This is a genomic window from Mesorhizobium sp. M1D.F.Ca.ET.043.01.1.1 (genome assembly GCF_003952385.1).
Taxonomy (GTDB): domain Bacteria; phylum Pseudomonadota; class Alphaproteobacteria; order Rhizobiales; family Rhizobiaceae; genus Mesorhizobium.
In genome coordinates, this window is sequence record NZ_CP034444.1 from 3,935,228 (window position 1) to 3,955,927 (window position 20,700).

16 protein-coding genes and 1 pseudogene are annotated in these 20,700 nt (G+C 57.2%); 15 read left to right on the forward strand and 2 right to left on the reverse strand.

Annotation, left to right across the window (positions count from 1 at the left end; all coding sequences use genetic code 11):
- The first annotated feature begins 164 nt into the window (after positions 1-164).
- The 5 genes from dddP (at position 165) to EJ067_RS19215 (ending at position 3,823) form a co-directional block, all read left to right on the forward strand.
- The gene (gene dddP / locus EJ067_RS19205) at positions 165-1,496 is read left to right on the forward strand and encodes a dimethylsulfonioproprionate lyase DddP (protein WP_126080638.1); all 1,332 of its coding nucleotides are present in this window, start codon (positions 165-167) and stop codon (positions 1,494-1,496) included.
- 1,114 nt (positions 1,497-2,610) lie between these two features.
- Positions 2,611-2,814 carry a hypothetical protein gene (locus EJ067_RS35415; protein ID WP_245466463.1) on the forward strand — a complete coding sequence of 68 codons (204 nt, stop codon included), beginning with the start codon at positions 2,611-2,613 and terminating at the stop codon, positions 2,812-2,814.
- Positions 2,802-2,999 (forward strand): hypothetical protein, encoded by a 198-nt coding sequence (locus EJ067_RS35420; RefSeq protein ID WP_245466462.1) that lies wholly within the window; start codon positions 2,802-2,804, stop codon positions 2,997-2,999. Before EJ067_RS35415 ends, EJ067_RS35420 begins: the two co-directional genes overlap by 13 nt.
- A 16-nt stretch (positions 3,000-3,015) precedes the next feature.
- Entirely contained in the window at positions 3,016-3,240 is a 225-nt protein-coding gene (locus EJ067_RS35425; protein WP_245466461.1) for a tyrosine-type recombinase/integrase, read from the forward strand.
- Between the two features lie 364 nt (positions 3,241-3,604).
- Positions 3,605-3,823, forward strand: coding sequence for a transposase zinc-binding domain-containing protein (locus EJ067_RS19215; RefSeq protein ID WP_245466460.1), 219 nt, complete (start codon positions 3,605-3,607; stop codon positions 3,821-3,823).
- Between the two features lie 154 nt (positions 3,824-3,977).
- Here the strand turns inward: EJ067_RS19215 and EJ067_RS35430 are convergent.
- A pseudogene (locus EJ067_RS35430) lies at positions 3,978-4,605 on the reverse strand (transposase); the annotation flags it as partial.
- 224 nt (positions 4,606-4,829) lie between these two features.
- Between EJ067_RS35430 and EJ067_RS34645 the strand changes: the two are divergent.
- The 6 genes from EJ067_RS34645 (at position 4,830) to EJ067_RS19245 (ending at position 12,019) form a co-directional block, all read left to right on the forward strand.
- Positions 4,830-5,003 carry a hypothetical protein gene (locus EJ067_RS34645; RefSeq protein WP_189343319.1) on the forward strand — a complete coding sequence of 58 codons (174 nt, stop codon included), beginning with the start codon at positions 4,830-4,832 and terminating at the stop codon, positions 5,001-5,003.
- Entirely contained in the window at positions 4,994-5,977 is a 984-nt protein-coding gene (locus EJ067_RS19225; protein WP_126080640.1) for a thiamine pyrophosphate-dependent dehydrogenase E1 component subunit alpha, read from the forward strand. Before EJ067_RS34645 ends, EJ067_RS19225 begins: the two co-directional genes overlap by 10 nt.
- Before the next feature lie 19 nt (positions 5,978-5,996).
- Positions 5,997-7,004 carry a pyruvate dehydrogenase complex E1 component subunit beta gene (locus EJ067_RS19230; RefSeq protein WP_126080641.1) on the forward strand — a complete coding sequence of 336 codons (1,008 nt, stop codon included), beginning with the start codon at positions 5,997-5,999 and terminating at the stop codon, positions 7,002-7,004.
- A gap of 141 nt (positions 7,005-7,145) precedes the next feature.
- Entirely contained in the window at positions 7,146-7,907 is a 762-nt protein-coding gene (locus EJ067_RS19235) for an SDR family oxidoreductase (RefSeq protein ID WP_245466459.1), read from the forward strand.
- Between the two features lie 591 nt (positions 7,908-8,498).
- A complete protein-coding gene (locus EJ067_RS19240; RefSeq protein ID WP_126080642.1) occupies positions 8,499-9,707 on the forward strand; it encodes an acetyl-CoA carboxylase biotin carboxylase subunit family protein in 1,209 nt (402 codons plus the stop codon).
- Positions 9,708-11,311: 1,604 nt separating this feature from the next.
- Complete coding sequence (locus EJ067_RS19245) at positions 11,312-12,019, forward strand: SDR family oxidoreductase (RefSeq protein WP_245468328.1); 708 nt, start codon at positions 11,312-11,314, stop codon at positions 12,017-12,019.
- Positions 12,020-12,406: 387 nt separating this feature from the next.
- Here the strand turns inward: EJ067_RS19245 and EJ067_RS19250 are convergent, their stop codons facing one another.
- Positions 12,407-14,209, reverse strand: coding sequence for an ABC transporter ATP-binding protein (locus tag EJ067_RS19250; RefSeq protein ID WP_126080644.1), 1,803 nt, complete (start codon positions 14,207-14,209; stop codon positions 12,407-12,409).
- A 676-nt stretch (positions 14,210-14,885) separates the two neighbouring features.
- Between EJ067_RS19250 and EJ067_RS19255 the strand changes: the two genes are divergently transcribed.
- From EJ067_RS19255 to EJ067_RS19270, 4 genes are all read left to right on the forward strand, one after another.
- Positions 14,886-15,629: a LuxR family transcriptional regulator gene (locus tag EJ067_RS19255; RefSeq protein ID WP_126080645.1), complete on the forward strand. Its 744-nt coding sequence runs from the start codon at positions 14,886-14,888 to the stop codon at positions 15,627-15,629.
- Between the two features lie 969 nt (positions 15,630-16,598).
- Positions 16,599-17,480, forward strand: a complete 882-nt coding sequence (locus EJ067_RS19260; RefSeq protein WP_245466457.1) for an SPASM domain-containing protein — start codon at positions 16,599-16,601, stop codon at positions 17,478-17,480.
- Between the two features lie 870 nt (positions 17,481-18,350).
- Complete coding sequence (gene ectB / locus EJ067_RS19265) at positions 18,351-19,607, forward strand: diaminobutyrate--2-oxoglutarate transaminase (protein WP_126080646.1); 1,257 nt, start codon at positions 18,351-18,353, stop codon at positions 19,605-19,607.
- A complete protein-coding gene (locus EJ067_RS19270; RefSeq protein ID WP_126080647.1) occupies positions 19,600-20,439 on the forward strand; it encodes a hypothetical protein in 840 nt (279 codons plus the stop codon). Before ectB ends, EJ067_RS19270 begins: the two co-directional genes overlap by 8 nt.
- Positions 20,440-20,700 lie beyond the last annotated feature (261 nt).

Here is a 20,700-nt window from a genome sequence, read left to right on the forward strand (position 1 = left end):
GCGGCGCGCTGGAAGGCTACCTGGTTCCAGTTGTGGTCGCAGGCACCCCAGAGCACGAATGCAGATGAATTGACTTTATATCGAGCAATATTTTTTCCGCCTTTAGCATCCAAGAAATCCGGTCTTAGATCCACGTAAGAGTGAGCCACTAGGGCGGCCTTAACATGTCCTCGTTTTCGATTGTGAACCACAAAATTGATCCCACGCGAGTGGCAAAAGCACTTAAGCCGGATGGGAGCATGGATGACAACGATCGGGTTGAAATTGGGCCGACGGACGTCGCCTTTGCGGAGTGGGCAGCCTTGGGCCTGACCACGCCCAACCTAGATCGTATGCGCAAGACCCGTCTTGATCGGATTGTTCTGCAACTCCGCCAAAGAGACTATGCGGGCGTGCTCTGCTTCGACCCGCTGAACATACGATACGCTTCAGATTCCTCGAACATGCACATATGGATCATGCACAATCCGTCACGAGCTGTGTTCGTATCGGCCGACGGCTATGTCGTTCTCTGGGATTTCCATCGTTGCAGCCACCTGTCAACCTATCTGCCGCTCATCAACGAAACCCGGGATGGCGGGGCCGGCTTTTACTATTTCGTTGCCGGCGACCAAGAAGAAGCAGTCGCCAAGGACTTTGCCGGACAAATTGACGAACTGTTGCGCCGCTCTGGTGGCAAAAACCGTCGTCTTGCCGTCGACAAGATCGAAATCCCCGGCCTTCGTGCGCTAGATGCAGTTGGCATCGAGGTTTGCAACGGCATGCAGCTCATGGAGCACGCCAGGGCCATTAAGGGAATCGACGAGATCAACGCCATGCGCTGCTCTCTCGCGACCTGCGAGATTGCCGTTGCCAAAATGCGAGAACGTTTGCAGCCCGGCATAGCCGAAACGGAACTTTGGTCGGTTCTTCATGCCGAAAACATCGCACGTGGTGGCGAGTGGATCGAAACGCGCATTTTAACTTCCGGCCCGCGCACGAACCCCTGGATGCAGGAGGCCGGCCCCCGTCGCATTGTCTCAGGAGACCTCGTCGCCTTCGACACCGATATGGTGGGCCCGTACGGCATGTGTGCCGACTTCTCCCGCACTTGGCACTGCGGTGACGGCCGACCCACCGAAGCACAGCGAAGGCTGCACGACATAGCCTACGAGCACGTAGCTGCAAACATGGCTATGCTAAAGCCGGGCGTCTCTTTCACCGAACTCACTCAGCGCAGCCACAAGCTTCCCGCGGATTTCGTCAAGCAGCGATATGGCGTCATGATGCATGGCATTGGTCTTTGCGACGAATATCCCGCGATTCTCTATCCTGAAGACTTCATCCCGGGAGCATTCGACTATGTTCTCGAGCCCGGAATGACCCTGTGCGTCGAGGCTTATATCGGTGCCGTCGGTGGGCGGGAAGGCGTAAAACTGGAAGAGCAGGTGCTCGTGACCGAGAGCGGAGTTGAAAATCTCACGAGATGCCCGTTTGATGAGGCTTTGGTGGCCTAGGGATTTCGGCCGAGTCTCTTCAAATTGTCCAATTCTTGAGAGATCCGCGGAAAAGCTGTTTGTTGCGCATCTGGCTCAGCACTTTTGCGGAAGTTGGCTTTTCGTTGGTCCAACTCGCCCGCCTACATTCGTAGAAAGGGGGGTGGAGGCATCCAAGTCCATGGTCGACGCCCTGACCCGCGAGTGCTGTCGATACTCTGACCAGCAGTCGGGCAGTGGCAGCTGTGGCGTCAGATTTGCAGCAAGTCCGCTGTTAGCCTCCGAACACACGGTCTCTGTTGGGGGTGGCGCATGTGGCCATTCCGCCAAGGATATTGGTCGAATTGCAGGCAATAGCCGGTCAGTGTCAGGTCACACTGGGTTGGCGCTTCGTGACGACGATTTTCGTGTAGCAGACATTTCGCTGAGTGGTTTGCATGCTCTCGATCTTGGCTGGGGACACAACAATGTGGAGCTTCGGTGTATGGAGCGCGGATCGGTCGTCATCGTTCGGCGTGTTCGGTGCTCCATGGGGCGGTCAATTCATCTGCTTACGTCACAGCCGGGACCTGCTTGACAAGAAACCTGAGGCAGCGCGATACTATGAGAAGTCCCTCCTGTCGTGACGGAACGCTATCTCGGAGGATAAATATGCACTATTCCCTAGATATACATGCCGAGGCTGGGCGTTTGTTGGAAGAGAAATGCTGTGCGATTTCCGCCCTACTGATCACGACTCCCCTGGTCGGCTTGCTTTTCGCATTTGCGTCACAGGGGACAAATCTTTTTGACTCTACTAACCCGGAGAGGGCCTTCCTCCAGAGTTCTTCGATCGTGCTGCCGCCGCGCTGAGCAAGTCCAATAAGTCTGCCACGGATGTAGCTAAGCTGAGCGTCCGACGGAAACGCCCCAGTGTTGATTTTTCGAGCTTTCTCTGACTTGCCTGTCGGAGTCCACCAGAGGCGATCCGTCGCGACGCAGCCTAGTGCTACTTTGGCAGATTTTTGGCGATGTGGGCATTTTGAGGATTGAACGAAGCCGCTAACGCGGCATTTGGCGGATCGGTTTGCAGGAACGCTTCTGTTTTGAAGGATCGCGGCTGTTGAAGCGCAATCTGAGAACAGGAGCTACAGAAATGGCCAAGTTGACCCCAGTTCCCCGGCGCATGATCGAGGATATGACGATCCGTAATCTGCCGCCGGCCACGCAGCGATCCCCACGTGCATGCCGCGGCGAAGTTTTCGCGCTACTTGGCCGTTCGCCGGACCGGCTCGGTCTGGAGGACGTGCGCGCCTTCCAAGTTCATTTGATGTCGACCGGAATCTCGTGGCTGCGCTGAACCAGACGGTGTGCGCGCTGCGGTTCCTCTACGGCGTGACGCTGGGCCATGCCGAGAGTCCGGAGCGGATCGTCTATGCTCGCTCGCTACGCACGCTGCCGGTGGTATTGAGCGCCGACGAAGTCGTGGCCTTCCTAGAGGCGGTGCCGAGCCTGAAGTGCCGTACGGCCCTGACGACGGCCTAAGAGCAGGTCTCAGTGCTTGGAGACTGTCGGGCTGAAGGTCGGCGACATCGACAGCGGTCGCGGGGTGATCCGTGTTGAGCACGGCAAGGGCGACAAGGACCGCACCGTGATGCTGTCGGCGCAGCTTCTGCGCATCTGCGAGTCTACTGGCGGCTTGGCGAAGCCGCGGGACTGGCTGTTTCCCGCGCGCGGGTGTTATTTGGGCTTGTCGTTCGGCGCGTGCGGCCGCCTAAGCGGGTGACGGTCCACACGCTCAGGCACAGCTTCGCCACGCATCTTCAGAACGCACCGACATCCGCACCATCCAGGTTCTACTCGGCCACAACAATCTGTCCGGCGGCGCGCTACGCTAAGGTCTCGAACAGCCTCATCCGACGCACGACAAGCCCGGCTGAACATCGAGGTGCCGCCAGGGTGAGTGGTACCGCCATGTCGGCGAGACTGAAGGTGGCGGATATCTTCCGCCGCCATGGCGAAGTATATAGACAGGTTCATGACGGCTATCTAGGCTCGCATCGAGCGGCGTGTGATGAGCGCGATCGAGCTCTGCCGGACCGCCGAACTGGGCGGCCAGTCTACGGCTGCCGCTCCTGCGGTCGATCCGCGTGGCCTACAATTCCTGTCGCAGCCGGCACAGTCCCAAATGCCAGGGTCAGGCCTGCCGGGACTGGCTTGCCGCACGCCAGAATGAACTGCTGCCGGTGCTCTATCACGCAGTGTTCATGCTGCCGGCTGAGGTTGCTGCGATCCCTTTCACAAGGCGGCACCTTATACGCGGCCGAAACGCCTGCGCGCGAAGCCAATCTCAGGCATTTGGGAGCTGAGATCGGCCTCATCGCGGCGCTGCATAGCTCTCATCTACCATCCCGCCTGATTGTATCGTACCGGGTGGTGGTGTCTCGCCCGACGGCACACGCTGGATCTCGTGCAGGCCGGGCTCTTTTTACTCGTGCGCGTGCTGTCGCGCCTGTTTCGCTGGCGCATGACACGGAAGACGCGCTTGTGATTGACGGCCGGTTCGCCGTCTTTCGCGTTCCCTGTTCGTCAGGGCTGTGATGCGACGATCGCCATAGGTCGGGCGTTCGTCGATCAGGCGGCGACCAGCTCCAAGAGCCCATCGTCATCGGGGTTGCGATAAGGCCCGCGCGGCTTCACCAGGCGATGCAACTCATGGAGATGGGAACGCGCCGCCCCGAGGGTCTCGGCAACGGCCTTCATCGGGAACCGTCCCTCGGCTGCGACAAGAGCCGCAAGTTCGGTTTTTTGACTCCGACCTGGCCAGCGCGTCTTTGAGGATCTCCACTTCCATGGTCTTGCGGCCGAGAAGCCGCTCGAGGTCGCGAAGGCGCTCTTCAAGCCGCCGCACTTCCGAACTCCCGACCACAGATTCGTCCGATCCCACCGCAGCCGTTCCGCCTTCCTTCAATAAACGGCGCCAACGATACAAGAGATTTGGCGCCACGCCTCATCGTGCGGCGACAGAGGACACGGTCTCACCCGGAAGGAAACTCTCCTCGATAATCTGCAGCTTCTGTTCGGTCGTCGTCCAGTGTCGGCGCCGTACCTCCCCGGTGATCAGTTCAATCCGTCGACAGTCGTCAGCCATAAGCCTGTGCTTGAGGATATCCCCAAGCCTCCCGCGTTAGGCCGACTGTCCGGCCGAAATGGGGGCCAGTTCAGGATCCGACATTGTTGGCGAACTTCGAACAAAGGAGGTCTGTGCAGTTCTTTCACGACGCCTTTCTTCGATGAAGAACAGTGTAATGCGAGCCTTCAGGTCAAATGGCATGACGCATGCACAGGGTTGTGCGAGCCGGAAGGAACAAGGCCATGCTGACAGAGAACCAGATGAAAGTGCCTGCCGAGATCGTGCCTCGCCAGGAGAATGCCGAAGAGACCCGCCACGTACCTTCGGAGCTCGAGCACGAGGATTTAGCCGATGCGCGCTGTTGGAATGCAGGCGATCGCCCCTTGCTGACGGGCAGGGTTGGGTCATGCAGTTGAAGGGCGATCGTAGGCTAGAGGCTTTTCGACGGATGCTTCGCATCCGCCGATTCGAAGAAGAAGGTAGGCGCCTGTTCAACGGTGGTCAGATCCCTGGTTGGTTTCACACGACCGTGGGTCAGGAAGGCGCTATCGTCGGAGCAAGCCTCGCCCTCCGGGACGATGACGCCATGACCGGAACACACCGTTCGCATGGCCATCCGATTGCGAAGGGCGCGCATTTGCAGGCGCTTATGGCAGAACTGATGGGTAAGGAGGGCGGCGTTTGTAAGGGGCGTGGCGGTTCGATGCATTTTGCGGACAGTTCAGTGGGGATTATCAGTGAATCGGGAATCGTCGGAGGGGGCATTCCTCTTGCCACAGGATGCGCATTTAGCGCCAAGGTGCGCGGCGTCGATCAGGTTACCCTTTGCTTTTTCGGCGACGGAGCAGTGAACCAGGGCACTTTTCACGAGAGCCTCAACATGGCCTCGTTGTGGAGGCTTCCCGTCATTTATCTTTGCGAGAACAATGGCTATGCAATGACCACCTCCGTAGCAACAAGCCACGGACAGCCGGACATTGCCCTACGAGCGGCAGGTTACGGAATTCCAGGAGAAATAGTAGACGGACAGGACGTCAGTGCCGTCTATCAATCTGCGGCATATGCGGTCACGCGAGCACGCGCGGGGCAGGGACCCACTCTCATAGTGGCCAACACTTATCGGTTCGATGAACACAATATAGGCTTGGCCGTTTCTGGGGAGCCTTATCGACAGGTCGCAGAAGTCGAGGCACACAAACGCGACCGGGACCCAATTTTGCTATATCGCACTGTGCTGCTCGAAGAGGGTGTAAATGAAGAGACTCTAGCAACCATCGAGCATGAAGTGGCCCAAGCCGTCACACAGGCCGTACAGTTTGCTTTGGCTAGCCCCATGCCCCGGCCCGAAACGTTGCCCGACTATATGTTCGTGTCGACCATTGCCCGCTAAGGGTGGGCTGGAGGGATTAATGGATGTGAAAGACGATACCCACAGAGACGCAGCCACGCCCGGTCCCCATATTCAGATGACCTATTTTGAGGCAATCGTGCAGGCCCAGCTAGAGGAAATGCATCGGGATGAGCGCGTTGTATTGTTGGGAGAGGACGTCTCAGTTCATGGCGGCGGCAAGCTTATCGAATGCTTCGGCAAGAACCGGGTTTGGAACATGCCAATTTCAGAAGGCAGTTTTACGGGACTTGGCATCGGGGCTGCCATCAATGGTTTGCGACCGATTGTAGACATTTCAACTGCCAGTTTCATCTATCTCGCTTGTGACCAGATTGTAAACCAGGCCTCAAAATTGCGGTATATGACTGGGGGCCAGATAGACATCCCAATCGTCTTTCGCTGCTGTATGTTCTCGACGGGCTCCGAAGCGGCACAGCATGCCGACCGGCCTTACCCGCTTTTTATGAACGTGCCGGGCCTTAAGATTATCAGCCCGACCAGCGCTGCCGATATCAAAGGCCTCATGAAATCCGCCATTCGCGACGGCGATCCTGTGCTCGTCTTCGAGGACACCCGCCTCTGGCCTCTCAAAGGCGACGTCCCCACGGATCCGGACCATTTAATCCCAATTGGCAAAGCGGACGTGAAGCGCGAGGGGGAGCACGTTACCGTCGTTGCCATCGCCGGTGCTATCAGGCCGACCATGGAAGCTGCCAACTACCTCATCGAGGAAGGCATTTCGGTCGAAGTGATCGATCCACGTACATTGAAGCCGCTCGATTATGAGGCAATCAAGATGTCAATCGAGAAGACCGGACGGCTGATTATTGTCGAGAACGGACACCGTATCTGCAACGTCGGAAGTGAAATCGCAGCGGTGATGGCGGAAGAGTCCTTCGATCTTTTGAAGCGACCTATCTTGCGGCTGAGTGCTCCAGATATTCATGTCCCATTCAGTCCGGCTCTTGAGAAGGACTTTTTTCCAACACGGGACAGCATTGTTGGCGCCATACGACAGTTACTCTGAGTTCCCAAAAAACGCATGAATGGAAGTAACACAGCAACTGCCGTTATCGTCGCAGTAGGAGGTGATAAGACGCGCTTAGAAAAAGAAGGCAGGCCATCAGACGATAGGCGGGAAACATTCCAGAAGGGATAGGGCTTATACATGAGTAAATCATTCATCGATGGCAGATTCGGTCTGAGTGGGAAGACCGCTTTGGTGACCGGCGGAGCACGCGGCATCGGATTGCAAGTCGCGCTTACATTACAAGAAGCTGGCGCCGATATAATTCTCACTGGAAGGGATCGGGTTCGCGTGGCCGCGGCGGCAGATCAGTTTCCAGTCAAGCCTAAAGTCTATCAGCTCGATGTTAGGGACTCGCAGGCGGTACGCGATCTCGCCGATGGCATCGCCGTTTGCCCTGACATCCTTATTAACAATGCCGGGGTGTCCCGCGCGGCGCCGACGAAATATACCACCGACGAGGATTGGCGAGCTGTCCTTTCAGTCAACTTGGACGGCCTGTTCTACTGCAGTCGCACCTTCGGCTCTCTCATGGCGGAGCGCGGTTCCGGCGTGATTGTAAATATCAGTTCGATATGTGGAGATGTTGTCACCCGACAGGAATCCGTAGTCACGGCTTACAATGCGAGCAAGGCGGGGGTAACTATGGTAACCAAAACCCTTGCTTGCGAATGGGCAAGATCTGGGGTTCGGGTGAACGCAGTGGCGCCTGGATTCGTACAGTCAGAGATGACCGACCAGTATCCTGTAGAAGTGGTCAGGGCATGGTCTGATCGGACGCCAATGGGCCGCTTCGGCCAACCTCATGAGATTGCATCTGCCGTCCAATTTCTTGCTAGCGACGCGTCAACCTATATCACGGGAACGGTATTGTTGGTGGATGGTGGCTACACTTGCTGGTGAGATTTTCTATTGGTTAATTCTGGTGGGCCATCCTGCTGCCTGGGGTGACAAAGCAAGATGATCTACCCATCGAAGTTTCTGTGCGTCGCACTACTTGATCCATAGTTTCGTAGTCAAAAGCACGGTGAACGTCAACCGAATCGATGAAGCTATCCAGCAGTTTGGCGGTGCGTTCTTGAGGCCGCTGTAGGTTAGGTGTAAGGCCGTTCACCAAGCTCGTTTGAATGACAGTTCGCGCGACGAGCAGAAGCTCGTGCATCGTACCTTCTCCCAGACGCTCCCCAGCCAGCTGAGTGATGTAGACACCGGTCATCACCCGTTGCCATGGGATCTCTGGTCCTTCACCAGGATCGGTGCGGCGGTAACGGATCCCATCATCGCGCCTCTCATTCCCCAGCCGACTTGCGCGAGAAGAATAGGCCTATATTGCGGCAACCAAGACACTCTTTTTGGTGGTCATGACGTCACATCCTGCAACAGATAAATACAACTACTTCACAAGAATTTACCAATCGCAAACCACGAGCAGTGGTATGTTGGACGAACTCACGCGCGGAAAAAAACCAGACAAGCTATTCGGAGTCGACAAACATGAAAAGAAGAGCGCTTATCCTGATCGAGGGTACAAGGAACAATGGTCCTCTATATGTCCAAGCGGCCCGAAGTCTTGGCCTGCACTCGATTACCCTGGCGGCTGATCCACTTAGGCACTACTATCATGCCGCAGAAGACAGTGAGGTAATCTGTGTGGACACATCCAATCTCGATGCGCTGATTTGCGAGTGTGTTCGGCTGCATGCGACCTATGATATTGCTGGGATTACGAGCTCGGAGGAAGCTGCATATGCGACAGTCGGCATGCTCTGTCGACATTTCAATCTGCCAGGTCCGAACGCCGAATCGGTTGAACGATGCTGCGATAAATTCACTCAACGTCAGCTGCTTGGGCAAGCCGACATTCCAATTCCTGCCTACGCGTTGGCAACGAATGCGAGCGAGGTTGTAAGCTCTGCCGCTAAAATCGGCTTTCCTGTAATTGTAAAACCAGCCACGGACACCGGCGGCAGCGAGGGGGTCCGATTGTGCGGCAGTAGCGAGGAGCTAATCCAGCATACTGCTTATCTATCAAGCAGGTGGAGTACATGGCAGTCCCCAGCAAGAATATTAGTGGAACAATTTGTGAAAGGCTTTCATTATTGGGTGGAGATGATGGGAGATGACGTCATTGGAATCGCCTCTCTCGAATTCGGTCCCTCGCCGCATTTCGTATATAATAGATGCGCCTATCCGGCCTTGCTTACCAATGAAGAGGATGAGCGCATCGCCGATGTTTCACTGAGGTGTTTACAGGCTCTCGACCTTCACTGGGGTCCGACCAACGTTGAACTCAGGTGGACGGCACATGGGCCGGTCGTCATTGAAGTAAATCCGCGTATGTCGGGCTCGCCCGGTGTTGAGCTAGTTGAGCTAGCTTGCGGTATCAATCTTATCCGAGAGCACATTAAACTCGTGATCGGCGATGAGGGCGATTTGCGCGGAACCCGTTCAGAAACTGCTGCTGCGCAATTCCTAGTTCCTGAACGGGACGGCGTTCTCGATTGGATCGATGGCGTCAGCCGGGCGGCTGCTGTACCTGGCGTCGCCAAAGTGAAGCTTTACCTTGAACCAAACACCACGATCAAAAGGAGAGGCGATCACCGAGACTTAATCGGATATGTGACCGCCAGCTCGCCTGACATCGCTCGGACGGAGGCGATACTTCAGCGGGCCGTCGGCTTAATTGAGTGGTCGGTTACATAGGTTCGATTTCCCTTGCTACCTGGCGGAGCGGCGCTTGTGTCCACCGTGTGGTGTTGCCGGGTTCAAGCGCCAGCCGCTGAAGATGATGAAGCCGACGTGCATCATTGTTGAAGCTGCTGAAGCGCTAGCGCAGCGAAGAAGAACCGCCAGGGAGCCATACGATCAGCGGATGGCGCACAGGATCGCTGGTCCTCGACGCACCCGTTTCCGGTTAACCTCCGAGCCAGCGACTGTCGGCCCTCCAACAGGGAAACCGGCAGTCCCGCGCGCGTCCGCAACAGCGGACGGTTGTCGTGCGTAGGACGGAGGAAATTCGCCCCTGCCTCGGGCGGTGAACGGGACAGCCGTAGGAGCGTCAGCAAAGCGCAGGCCGCAGGACGGGACGCGGGACGACTTTCCCCGTCCGCGGCGATCCGCATGTGTTTGCGTCAGGAGAAAGGCTGACCGGACGAAAGGCGCACTGCCGCTTCTCGAAAGTCCGGTCGCTGATCAGCGACGTGCGGTAGGATCGGCCATAGCAGGGCCGAGTTCCCCCTGGAAGAAAAAACAGGTGTTGCACCCGTCGGGTCCCCCTCAATTGCTGGGCAGCCTGTTAACTTCCAGCCTGGCATACTCGCTCTCCAGGTCGTCTTGCGCGGGTTCGGCAATTCCTCGAGCGTCAGCTCCACGGCCAAGATCGCCCGCTCAACGATCTCACCCGCGTCGAGCTCGGCCAGGCCCGAATCAATACCGGCCCAGCTGGTTGGCTGCCAGTCGCAGGAGACTGAGATTCTGCATGGCAGAGTTTACTCGGCAAGCGCCAGCCAGCGCTCTCGGTGGGCCGCATTCATACCCCAACAGAGCGCGTTCAAAGCTGAGGTTGCCGCCAAGGCGCTGTCAAGCAGAGGCTTATCGCGAAATAGAGACGTACGGGCTGCGATCGTTCGAAGGTCGTCGAACGATCGACCTGATTGCAGACCGCGCATACGCCTACGAGGCCCGGGGGTACGTCCTGGGATGTTTTAGAACAGCCATGCCCGCATTACTCCAGGAGCTTGGCGCAAGGCAACGGAGGCCTACGAGTTCTGCTGCACCCGGACAAGGAGCCCGTGTGCCGGTACTCACCAAACCGCCAGCTGGTTCCGAAATAAGGCGATGTCGCAGGTCCGAACAGCTTGCGCACGACTGCGCGAGGCATAAACTGGTTTTAACCCTAGCGAAACCTTTTGTGCATTCTCAGGGCAGTTGCTGGTGCTTACGATTAGAATGACACAAGCAAGGCTCGGCTTGCCGGATCCTGAGTATGTAATACTCCGCTTCCGCCGCTGCAGAAGCCAGTCGTCGGGGGGAACTTCGGCGGGGGGAAGGAAGCCGCGGGTCTCGATCAGCGGGATGGCATCTGGGTTTGAGGTAGCAGAACCGGGGAAGCGTCTTCACCGCTTCCCCGTCGATCCTGCGGATAGGGGCAGAGCTTGGCAAGCTAGTCCGCTCGGCAGATCGCAGAGGCGGTGGCATCGCCCAGACCATCGTGCCTCACGCGATGTCCCGCTGCCTATGCATGTCGCTCGTCGAAGTGAAGGGTGGAAAGGCAGTTGGATAAAAGGTTTGCAGGTAAGGTGGCTCTCGTGACGGGCGGGCGTAGCGGCATCGGTCTTGCGACTGCGCGACGTCTAAGGGACGAGGGCGCTCGCGTGTTCACCGCTCAACGTGGTGAGGACCGGGAATTCGAGGCCATTTCGGTCGACTTCACAGCTCCGACCAAGGCGGCTCATGCTATCAAAGCGGTTGTCGAACGGGCGGGACGGCTCGATGTCCTGGTAAACAACGCCGGGGTCATGCAGGAGGCGCTCGTCGAAGATATGAGCCTAGCAGATTGGGAGAGGACGATCGCCATAAATCTGACCACCCCATTCGTGCTGATAAAGGCGGCGATGCCTCACCTGCGGTCCACTGGCGGCGCGATCGTGAATGTCGGATCGATCGAGGGGCTGGGATCCAACCCGAAACACGCGGCCTATTGCGCCTCCAAGGCTGGTCTCCACGGTCTCACCCGCGCGGTTGCGATCGACCACGGCGCCGAAGGTGTGCGCTGCAACGCTGTCGCGCCTGGCTGGATCGACACCGACCTGAACTTGGATTTCATCGAGAGCATGCCGGACCCCAAGCGCTTTCGCCAGCAGATCGGTAATATCCATCCAATTGGGCGAACGGGGAAGCCGGAGGAGGTCGCGAACCTCGTAGTCTGGCTGGCTTCGCCAGAATCCTCGTTTATCACCGGTCAGGTGTGGACGATCGATGGAGGCCGAATGGCGAAGCTCAGTCTGCCACAGTAGAACCTGCGCAGGTTTGCCAAGCCGGACTTCATTGGACACCGCTCTCTTAAAAGGTGTTTGACAGCTTAGGTTGCAACCTGAGCGAAACGTTTGCGTTGTGCCCGGTATGAAAGAGGTCTAGGATTTCGGAGGATCTCTTGCAGTATAGTTCTAGAATTTTCTAAGCGAAAATTAACGAGCTTAAGTTCTGCGCAATGCAAGCGAAACAGGAGTATGATGGACGGTACCTTATGTTTTTTTGGATGGGAGTCGGTTTCAGCGGACACCTCCATGTGCTTCCCAATATACGTCGACCGGGCTAGATTTGGGATGTCGTGAGACGGCGATACATTTTGTACCGGGAATGGGCGCTCTCGCGGTCGGGCACTCGATCCTGATACTTGGCGCTCAGGCCAGGCCCATCGCTAGTTCCAACGCCTGCCGTTCGAAGAGGCGGCGGTAAATGCCACCATCGAGATCGATCAGCGCGGCATGATCGCCGTCCTCCATGATGCGGCCACGGTCGAAGACGAGCAGCCGATCGAGCGAGCGGACCGTCGACAGCCGGTGTGCGATGACGAGTGTGGTTCGACCCACCATCAACCGATCCACCGCTTGTTGAATGAGCACCTCGGATTCCGAATCGAGGCTCGATGTGGCCTCGTCAAGAATAAGGATCGGCGCGTTCGCCAGGAAGGCGCGCGCGATCGCCACGCGCTGGCGCTCGCCGCCGGAGAGCTTCAAACCTCTTTCGCCGACCAATGTCCCATAGCCCTTCGGCAGGGGCGCGATGAAGTCATGCGCACTGGCCAGCCGTGCCGCTTGCTCGATTTCGGCCTGGCTCGCGCCAGGCCGGCCATAGGCGATGTTCTCGGCAAGCGACCTGTGAAACAGGATAGGCTCCTGCTGCACGATCGCGATCTGCGAACGGAGCGACTCTTGGGTCACCTCGGAGACGTCCTGGCCGTCTATCAGGATCCGGCCGCCGCTCAGGTCGTAGAGTCTCTGGATGAGCTTCACGAATGTTGACTTGCCGGAACCGGAAGGTCCAACCAACCCAACCCTTTCGCCAGCCTCAATCGACAGCGAACATTGGCTATAGATCGGCAGGGGATGGTTGGCGTAACGGAAGTGGACGTTCTCGAAATCGATGCGGCCCGTCGTGATCCGGATCGGCTTGGCCTCTGGACGATCCGCAACATCCAGCTGCTGATTGTGGATGGCCACCAGTTCTTCCATATCATTAACCGAGCGTTGCACGGTGCGGACATGCATGCCGGCATCACGCAGATAGCCCTTCAGGACGATGAAGGACGTGAGAACATAGGCTATCTCGCCCGGCGTTGCCTGTCCATGCGACCACAGAAGCAGGGCATATCCGACCACCGCCACCCTGAGCGCAACCAAAGTGACGCCTTGGGTTGAGTCGACGATCGTTCCGCGCACCCAACTCCGGCGCGCGCGGTGCCGCCATTTGGTCATGATATTTTCAAGCCGCTGGTCTTCGCGAACCTCGGCGCCGAAGCCTTTGACCACAGCGTTGCAACTGACCGCGTCCGCAAGCGCGCCGCCGAGCTTTGTGTCCCATTGGTTGGCAAGGCTCGCCGCCGGCGCGACATAGCTGAGCGACAGCGAAATCGAAAACGCTAGATAGATCAGAGAGCCGCAAGCAAAGATCACGCCCATGACCGGCCAGTGCCAGCCGAGCAGCGCCGTCGAACCTACCAAGATGATAAAGGACGGGAACAGCGCGACCAATATTGTGCTGTTTAGAGGGTCGAGCGCCCACATGCCGCGCGTTATCTTGCGCACTGTCGAGCCGGCGAAGCTGTTCGCATGCCAGTCTGTCGAAAAGCGCTGGACATGATAGAACGCTTCGTTCGCGACATCGGACATCATCTTCAGCAAAAGATCGTTCAGGCCAATGACGGCGATGTGGCGCATGGCGATGGCAACGAGCGCAAGCGCAATCGGTACAGAGAAGGCTGCAAGGGCCGAATGCCAGGCTGGTGCTGCCACAGCAGCGCCGCCTGCAACAGCATCGATGAGACGACCTGAATAGACCGGCATCAGCACGTCAGCCAGCGTGGAGGCAAGCATCGCAGCCGTGATGATCGCGAGCCGCACCGGCTGCCGGCTCCAGTGGCGGACAGTGAAGGCGAGTACGTGGCGACCAGTGGCGCCGCGTCCATGGACGGGGAAACGTTTCATAGTTTCCAAGCGGGCGCATCAACACGCTCGGTCCCAAAGACGTTAAAAGACAAAACTAGAATTTTCGACCTCCCCCATAACAGCATCAATTTTGGCGGGCAGCTCCTGCCGCCTCACGACGGTGATGTTCAAAAGTCGTGCCAACTGAGCGGGAACATCCGAAGGACAAATTCAGCAGGTTACCGAGCCTGGAGAAAGTCAGCCGCGATCCAGTCGAATACTTTTGCTACGGCTGCCCAGCTCGGGAGATTGGAAAAGAAGGTCGACGTATCGATTGAATTGTGAACTTGTTCTTTCTCCATCCGATAAGCGGAGTGAGTGCATCACGTTGCCTCGATCAAATAAGTACAGTTGCCATGCAGCTTTCTCAGGCCCGGGACTTAGGTGCTGATTTCAAAAGCGCGCCGCGAATACGTTCCTGCCCATATTCCGTCAATCGAATGCTCGACTGTCGGATTGTGCGCTCCCCGACACAGTGCTGTTCGGTTCGCCTCCTGGGTACCTCCCCCAGTCGATTGACGACCTGAAGAAGAAGCTTCGCTCGCAAGCTGGCACGACTCTTGAGGGTACTCCAGGTGGCGAAAGGAACTCCGGCTCGAGTCCCGTTGACTTCGGATGTTGCGAGGCTGGGCTGGAGCAAACTTTGCACCGATGAGAACGCAATGAAGGAGGCATCATGGAACTCCCGCAGGTGGAGTTAGACCTATTCCTCGAGATGACTGATGATATCGCTCAATCCGAACAGTTGTTCGAACGGATGTCTGCGTTTGCGCTGAAGTTCGATTGCCCGTGGATTGCCTATGGCCCGCTCGCATCAAAACAGGGGGTTTTCAAGCCGAACCGAGAGGGTTCTGTGGTGATGTGGAATTATCCTGCTGAATGGCAGGAGCGCTACTCGAGAATGGGCTATGCCAAAATAGACCCACTCATCAAGAAAGGTCGAAAGGAGGCGGGGCCCTTTCGATGGAGCGAGGTGTATACCGATGAAAGCATAACTGAAGATGGACGCCGCGTCTTGGACGAAGCAGCAACATTCGGCTTGAGGTCAGGCGTTACCGTCCCATTACATGGCCCTGGTGACAGCTTTAGGTTTGTGAGTTTTGCTCAATCCTCGGACTGCGAATTGCAGAATAGAACGATCACCTACCTGCAAATGGCCGCGCTGCGGTTTCATCGGATGGTTACGAAGTTCGACACTACGACTGCGTCGGAACGAGTACATAACCTGTCTCCGAGAGAAATACATTGCATTGATTGGGTGTCGAAAGGAAAATCGTCATGGGAAATAGGAACTATTTTAGGCAGATCACGAAATACGATAGATTTCCATTTAAAAAATGTAATGCGGAAGTTGGATGCGACCAGCAGAACGGTAGCTGTTGTAAAAGCTTTGAAACTTGGGATTATCGAACCGCCGTAGGTGCGCAGCTAGTTCTCCGCCCGTAGTAGCGCGCGTGATAGCCGAGAGCTCCGGCGTGCGCTCGCTCTTCGAAGCCCCAGCGCCTCGTCCATCTCGGCCTCGAGCACCTCCTGCATCACCCACCTCGTTCGATCTATCCGGGTTTCAAAGCAGAATGTCTTTGACGGCAGCGCTGGCGGTCTTACTTTCCGTCTTGATCATGGCGGCGTTCCTTCCAGGGAATCGGTGACGTTGAGCACCACCCTGTCATGACCGCCCGCTCTCAGCGAATTTGCAGAACTCAGCACGCCATTCTGTCTTAAGCGACTGACGCATGAGTGATGTGTGTCCAAAATCTGACAGCCGTCAGAAAACATGTCGGGTTCAAAACAGCGGAGCGTCTTGGGCCTGTCGGGCTTTTCGAAGCCTATCACGCAGTAACTGCGCGCCAAGGGCACTGGCACGGCCTTTGCTGGTCGAGGTGCGGCAATATAGTGTGAGGGTTAAGCCGCATGAGAACACGGAACTCGCTCGACGTAAGGGATGATCGACCTCATCCAGAAAGCTTCTCTCCGGCGGGTTCGAGGGTGCTGCGCGCGCATCTCGGCGACGGGCCAGCGATCGACGATTGAGGCTACATCTCCGGAGCGAGTGATGCCTCGAAAATTGCAATGCTGTCTCTGGTCCGACGCGCTGGAAGTTTGTGAAGAGTCGGCCCGGCAAATCGGCGAACCGGTCGGCTTAGGCTGCGAAAAAGGGTAGATGGCCGCGTTGCCGCGGTGGATCAACAGGCGGTGTCAGAAAGCCAAAGGCACACGTACACTATCGTGGCGCTTCGCAGGAGGTAGATGGGAGTAATCACCAGTGATTTTACCGGAACTTCGCTCAGCAAACACAGCCGGCAGGGTTTTGGAGATAACGACGACCACGGGATGTGTCGTAGGATGTTCATATTGTCCCCAGGACAAGTTCGCGGTCCGGCAAAGAAAAGTGTCTCATGCGAGTCATCTGGGTCTTGAAGATTTCAAGCGGTGTCTGGCCCGCGTACCGACTTCCGTCGACATTGGTTTTGCGGGATACTCCGAACCTTGGCTCAATCCGGACTGCACCGAAATGGTGGAGCACGCCTTCGCCAAAGGCCATGGCATCAGGATTTTTACGACGCTGGTGGGAATGAACGGGCAGGACCTGCAGCGATTGCAAGCCTTGCGCTTGGGCGTATTCGTGGTCCATGTTTTCGATGACGGCACCTACATGAACAGCCGCCTGGTCGGAGACAAGTATCGCGATCTGGTTCGTCAACTCGTCGACGCGGACATCCCCTTGATCCGATTCGTGGCCTTGGGCGAGCCCCACCCAGATATAGCCGACATTATTCCTACCGAAGCACTGATAAAAGCGCGGCCGGTGAGCAGTAGGGGTGGAAGCGTCGACCCTAAGATCGTTGCACCACGTCAGCCAGTGCTCGGAGCCCTAACCTGCGTGGACGAACGACAGTATCGGAATGTTCTTCTTCCAAACGGCGACGTCACCCTGTGCTCCATGGATTTTGAACGGAGTCACGTATTGGGCAACCTTCTATATGAGGGTTACTCCGATCTGTTTGAAAAGCCAGTTTTTCGCGAAATCGTCGACCGCATGAATGGAGCGGATGGTTTTCTGCTTTGCAGAATGTGTGAATTCGCCGATCCAAACGACCGGACCTGGGCGGATGCCGGCCGAGAGGGCGTGCCTGGCAATGCGGATGGCCCCACGACAAATGCACCTGCTCGCGACGCCATCGTGTTTTCGCGTGAGGCGCGGCAGTGGGCCTCGACCACATCGAAAGGGGTCTTCGGCTTCCAACCGAGCTTGTCGGCCTGCCTGCCTTGAGGTAACGCCGATCACAGGTCAACCTCGGTCGGACGGAAACAGCGTTCGTCGATCCCGATCAGCGCTTGATTACTTACTCACGGCCCACCTCGTCAACGCCTTCAGCCTCCCAGACGATCTCCTGTTCGACTCGCCTGAAGGCAGCAGCCCCAGCTGCGGCCGGGGATGGTTGCCGTCGCGGTAGTTGACGCTCTCGAAACCGATGCGGCCCTTCGCCAGCGCGTCTCCCGGTTGCTTCCGCCTGGCCTACGAACGGGCTTTCCGTCAAGGGGGTCCACGGCGGCCCCGCCCTTTTGATCCGGCGGCTCGGGCCAGTTATCGCGCAAGAGATCGGAATCCGCATTCTTCTCAAAGAGAGCGTGGCTTTCGCTGTGTCATCGGTCATCAAATAGTTTCTTGAATCAGGTTGGTGTCCGCAGCCCGAGGTTGAACGGCGAATATTGATGACCGCCGCGAAGCCGCTCGCTCGCTACGGCGCCATCGAGGAGCGCGCTCGCGAGCGGCTTCGCTACCGCCGAGCGACACAACCTCTGGCGACGCGACCCTGCTGATCTCCTTGGACCCATTCATTTGTGCGGAGGCGCTATGGGCAGCGATGGGTGGGTACGTCAACTACCTGATGCCATAGTATCGGTGCTTTCGCGGAAGGTTTAGAAGCCATCTTGTTGCAGCACATTCCCCGAAGACATCCGAATGGAGGGCAACGCAACCAACAATATTCAATGAGGATCCCGGCACCACCAGACCAAACCCAGACCAAACAAAGCTGCCTCCGGCATTCTGCTTCAATGTTAAACGACGAACATATGCCGCAAACCACTAGCCATTAAACAGCTCTCTTCTTTGACGACTATGTGCAGAGGACTTAATATGGACACCGACGCTTTCACGGCTCATGAATCTAGCGTTCGTCGTTATTGCCGGGCGTTCCCCACCGTCTTTACGAAGGCCCTTGGGGCGACGATCTGGGACGAGACGGGTAAGCCCTTTATCGATTTCCTGGTGGGTTCCGGCGCACTCAACTACGGGCACAACAATCCGGATATTATGGCGCCGGCGATTGAATATCTCGTCGGTGAGAACATTCTTCTGTCGCTTGATATGCATACGGCGGCAAAGCGTGACTTCATTGAAGGGTTCGTCGATTGGATCCTGAAACCCAGAGGCCTTTCATACAAGATTCAGTTTCCTGGGCCGACCGGCACGAACGCCAACGAAGCGGCTCTGGCGCTGGCGCGAAAATACACCGGCCGCTCGAGCGTCATGGCCTTTACGAATGCGTTCCACGGCATGTCGCTCGGCTCTCTAGCGGTGTCGGGCTCGGCCTCAACCAGGGAACTGGGAGGCGTCGCTCGCCACGATGTGATCCGTGTTCCCTATGACGGCTATCCGAGCCAAGCTTTCGATTCCGCCAGTTACATCGACAGCGTTTTGAGCGACCCGGGGAGCGGCATAGAAAAGCCTGCCGCAATCATTCTGGAGACCATCCAGGCAGAGGGCGGCATGAACGCCGCATCCGCAGCGTGGCTCACGGAAATTCAGCGCATTTGCCGCACGCATGGCATTGTTTTTATCGTCGACGACATCCAGGCAGGTGCGGGCCGAACTGGCGACTTCTTCTCATTCGAGTCTGCAAAAATCGAACCGGATATTGTTTGTCTTTCTAAGTCCCTTAGCGGTTCAGGTAGTCCGTTGTCCATCGTTCTGATTCGACCCGACTTGGATATATGGAAGCCCGGAGAACATAGCGGGACCTTCAGAGGAAACAATTTCGCCTTCGTGACGGCAGGAGCCATGTGCAAGATGTGGTCGGATAGGAAATTTACTGCAGGTGTCGAGCGGACAGCCGTCAGGCTGCAAACGCACCTCGATCGCCTGGTTGCGAAATTTCCAAGATACATCGAACAGAAGCGCGGCCGCGGTCTGATGGCCGGCCTGAAATGCCGTTCACCGGCAGTTGTCGGCCGCGTGCACGATGTCGCATTCGAAAATGGCCTTCTTATCGAATCCTCGGGGCCAAATCGCGACGTTATCAAAGTCCTCCCGCCGATAACCATCACCGATGCCGAACTCGATCGTGGCATCACCATCCTTGAACACGCACTACAGGAGCAAGACAATGCCTAGTCAGATATCTCAAGTGCCAGCCATCTCGCCGGTTTCGATCAAAGAACGGACCGGGTCGATCAACACGGCGGAGATCATCTCGGTCCTGAAAGGTGAGCTCACCGCTCTGCACATCAAGCAAGCTTTCAGCACCGAAGTAGCAGAGGAGATCACTACGAACTTTATTGGAAGCTCCGGTCTCAGAGAGCGTAAAGATGGTGTGCCCGGACAATATGTCGGTGCATCTCACTACAGAAAGGATGCAGCCACCTATTTCGCAGACGCCGAAAACGCGCGGCCGTACGTCGATGCCCTTTTTAAGAATTTGGTTGACCCGGTTCGAGCAGTATTCGGGGCGTTGAAGCGAGAGCTTCACAACCAGGGAATCGAATTGCGGCTAGCGCGTTCCGAACACGGCCAGGCCAATGTTTGTCGCGGCCTCAGTTGGTCGGGCACAGGCACGTTTTCCTTGGATCCCCACGACGACGTCGCTCAAGTCTTACGTGCTGGCGATGATTACGAGCTTTCTGCGGTGGCGCACAATACGGTCGCAGCGCTCAACCTCTATCCCAGCATGCCTGAGGAAGGCGGCAATCTGAAGCTCTGGAGCCACAAGCCGACGGTTGCGGACCGGATATCGCAAGGTGTGGAGACCACTGGATACCCCTATTCGGCAGCCTATCTGGAGGCCGTCCCTTGCCGCGAGTTCGAGCTCAAAACTGGGGATATCGCCCTAATCGATGGCGGCTTCGTTCACGGGGTTACCGGTCAATCAGGCAACGGAAAGCGTCGCGTGCTGCTGAATTGCTTTTTCGGATTTGCGCGGCCAGATCTTGTTCTCTGGTGGACCTGAGTGGATGTCCCCGACCGCGGGTCATATCGGCCTGAGTGGGAGCGCCGCGGCGAACAGAAGCCACAAAAGCTCCTGAACCGTCTAGCAGGAGCGGGAAGTAGTCGGCGGTGGCCAGGGAGGCGCCGCCGACGTCGTCCTGATTGTGGGCGATACAGGTGCCGCCCCTCCGGTGTTCAGCTTTGATTGTGCCGATGACGGGCTCGACCGCGTGGCGGTTCCCTTGTCTCGCGATTCATTTCCGGTGTCATGTTCCACCTAGTG

Excerpts from the sequence above, each read along its gene's own strand:
- dddP (WP_126080638.1), top strand. The coding sequence starts at position 165 with ATGTCCTCGTTTTCGATTGTGAACCACAAAATTGATCCCACGCGAGTG.
- EJ067_RS35415 (WP_245466463.1), top strand. The coding sequence starts at position 2,611 with ATGGCCAAGTTGACCCCAGTTCCCCGGCGCATGATCGAGGATATGACG.
- EJ067_RS34645 (WP_189343319.1), top strand. The coding sequence starts at position 4,830 with ATGCTGACAGAGAACCAGATGAAAGTGCCTGCCGAGATCGTGCCTCGC.
- EJ067_RS19225 (WP_126080640.1), top strand. The coding sequence starts at position 4,994 with ATGCAGTTGAAGGGCGATCGTAGGCTAGAGGCTTTTCGACGGATGCTT.
- EJ067_RS19230 (WP_126080641.1), top strand. The coding sequence starts at position 5,997 with ATGGATGTGAAAGACGATACCCACAGAGACGCAGCCACGCCCGGTCCC.
- EJ067_RS19235 (WP_245466459.1), top strand. The coding sequence starts at position 7,146 with ATGAGTAAATCATTCATCGATGGCAGATTCGGTCTGAGTGGGAAGACC.
- EJ067_RS19240 (WP_126080642.1), top strand. The coding sequence starts at position 8,499 with ATGAAAAGAAGAGCGCTTATCCTGATCGAGGGTACAAGGAACAATGGT.
- EJ067_RS19250 (WP_126080644.1), bottom strand. The coding sequence starts at position 14,209 with ATGAAACGTTTCCCCGTCCATGGACGCGGCGCCACTGGTCGCCACGTA.
- EJ067_RS19255 (WP_126080645.1), top strand. The coding sequence starts at position 14,886 with ATGGAACTCCCGCAGGTGGAGTTAGACCTATTCCTCGAGATGACTGAT.
- ectB (WP_126080646.1), top strand. The coding sequence starts at position 18,351 with ATGGACACCGACGCTTTCACGGCTCATGAATCTAGCGTTCGTCGTTAT.
- EJ067_RS19270 (WP_126080647.1), top strand. The coding sequence starts at position 19,600 with ATGCCTAGTCAGATATCTCAAGTGCCAGCCATCTCGCCGGTTTCGATC.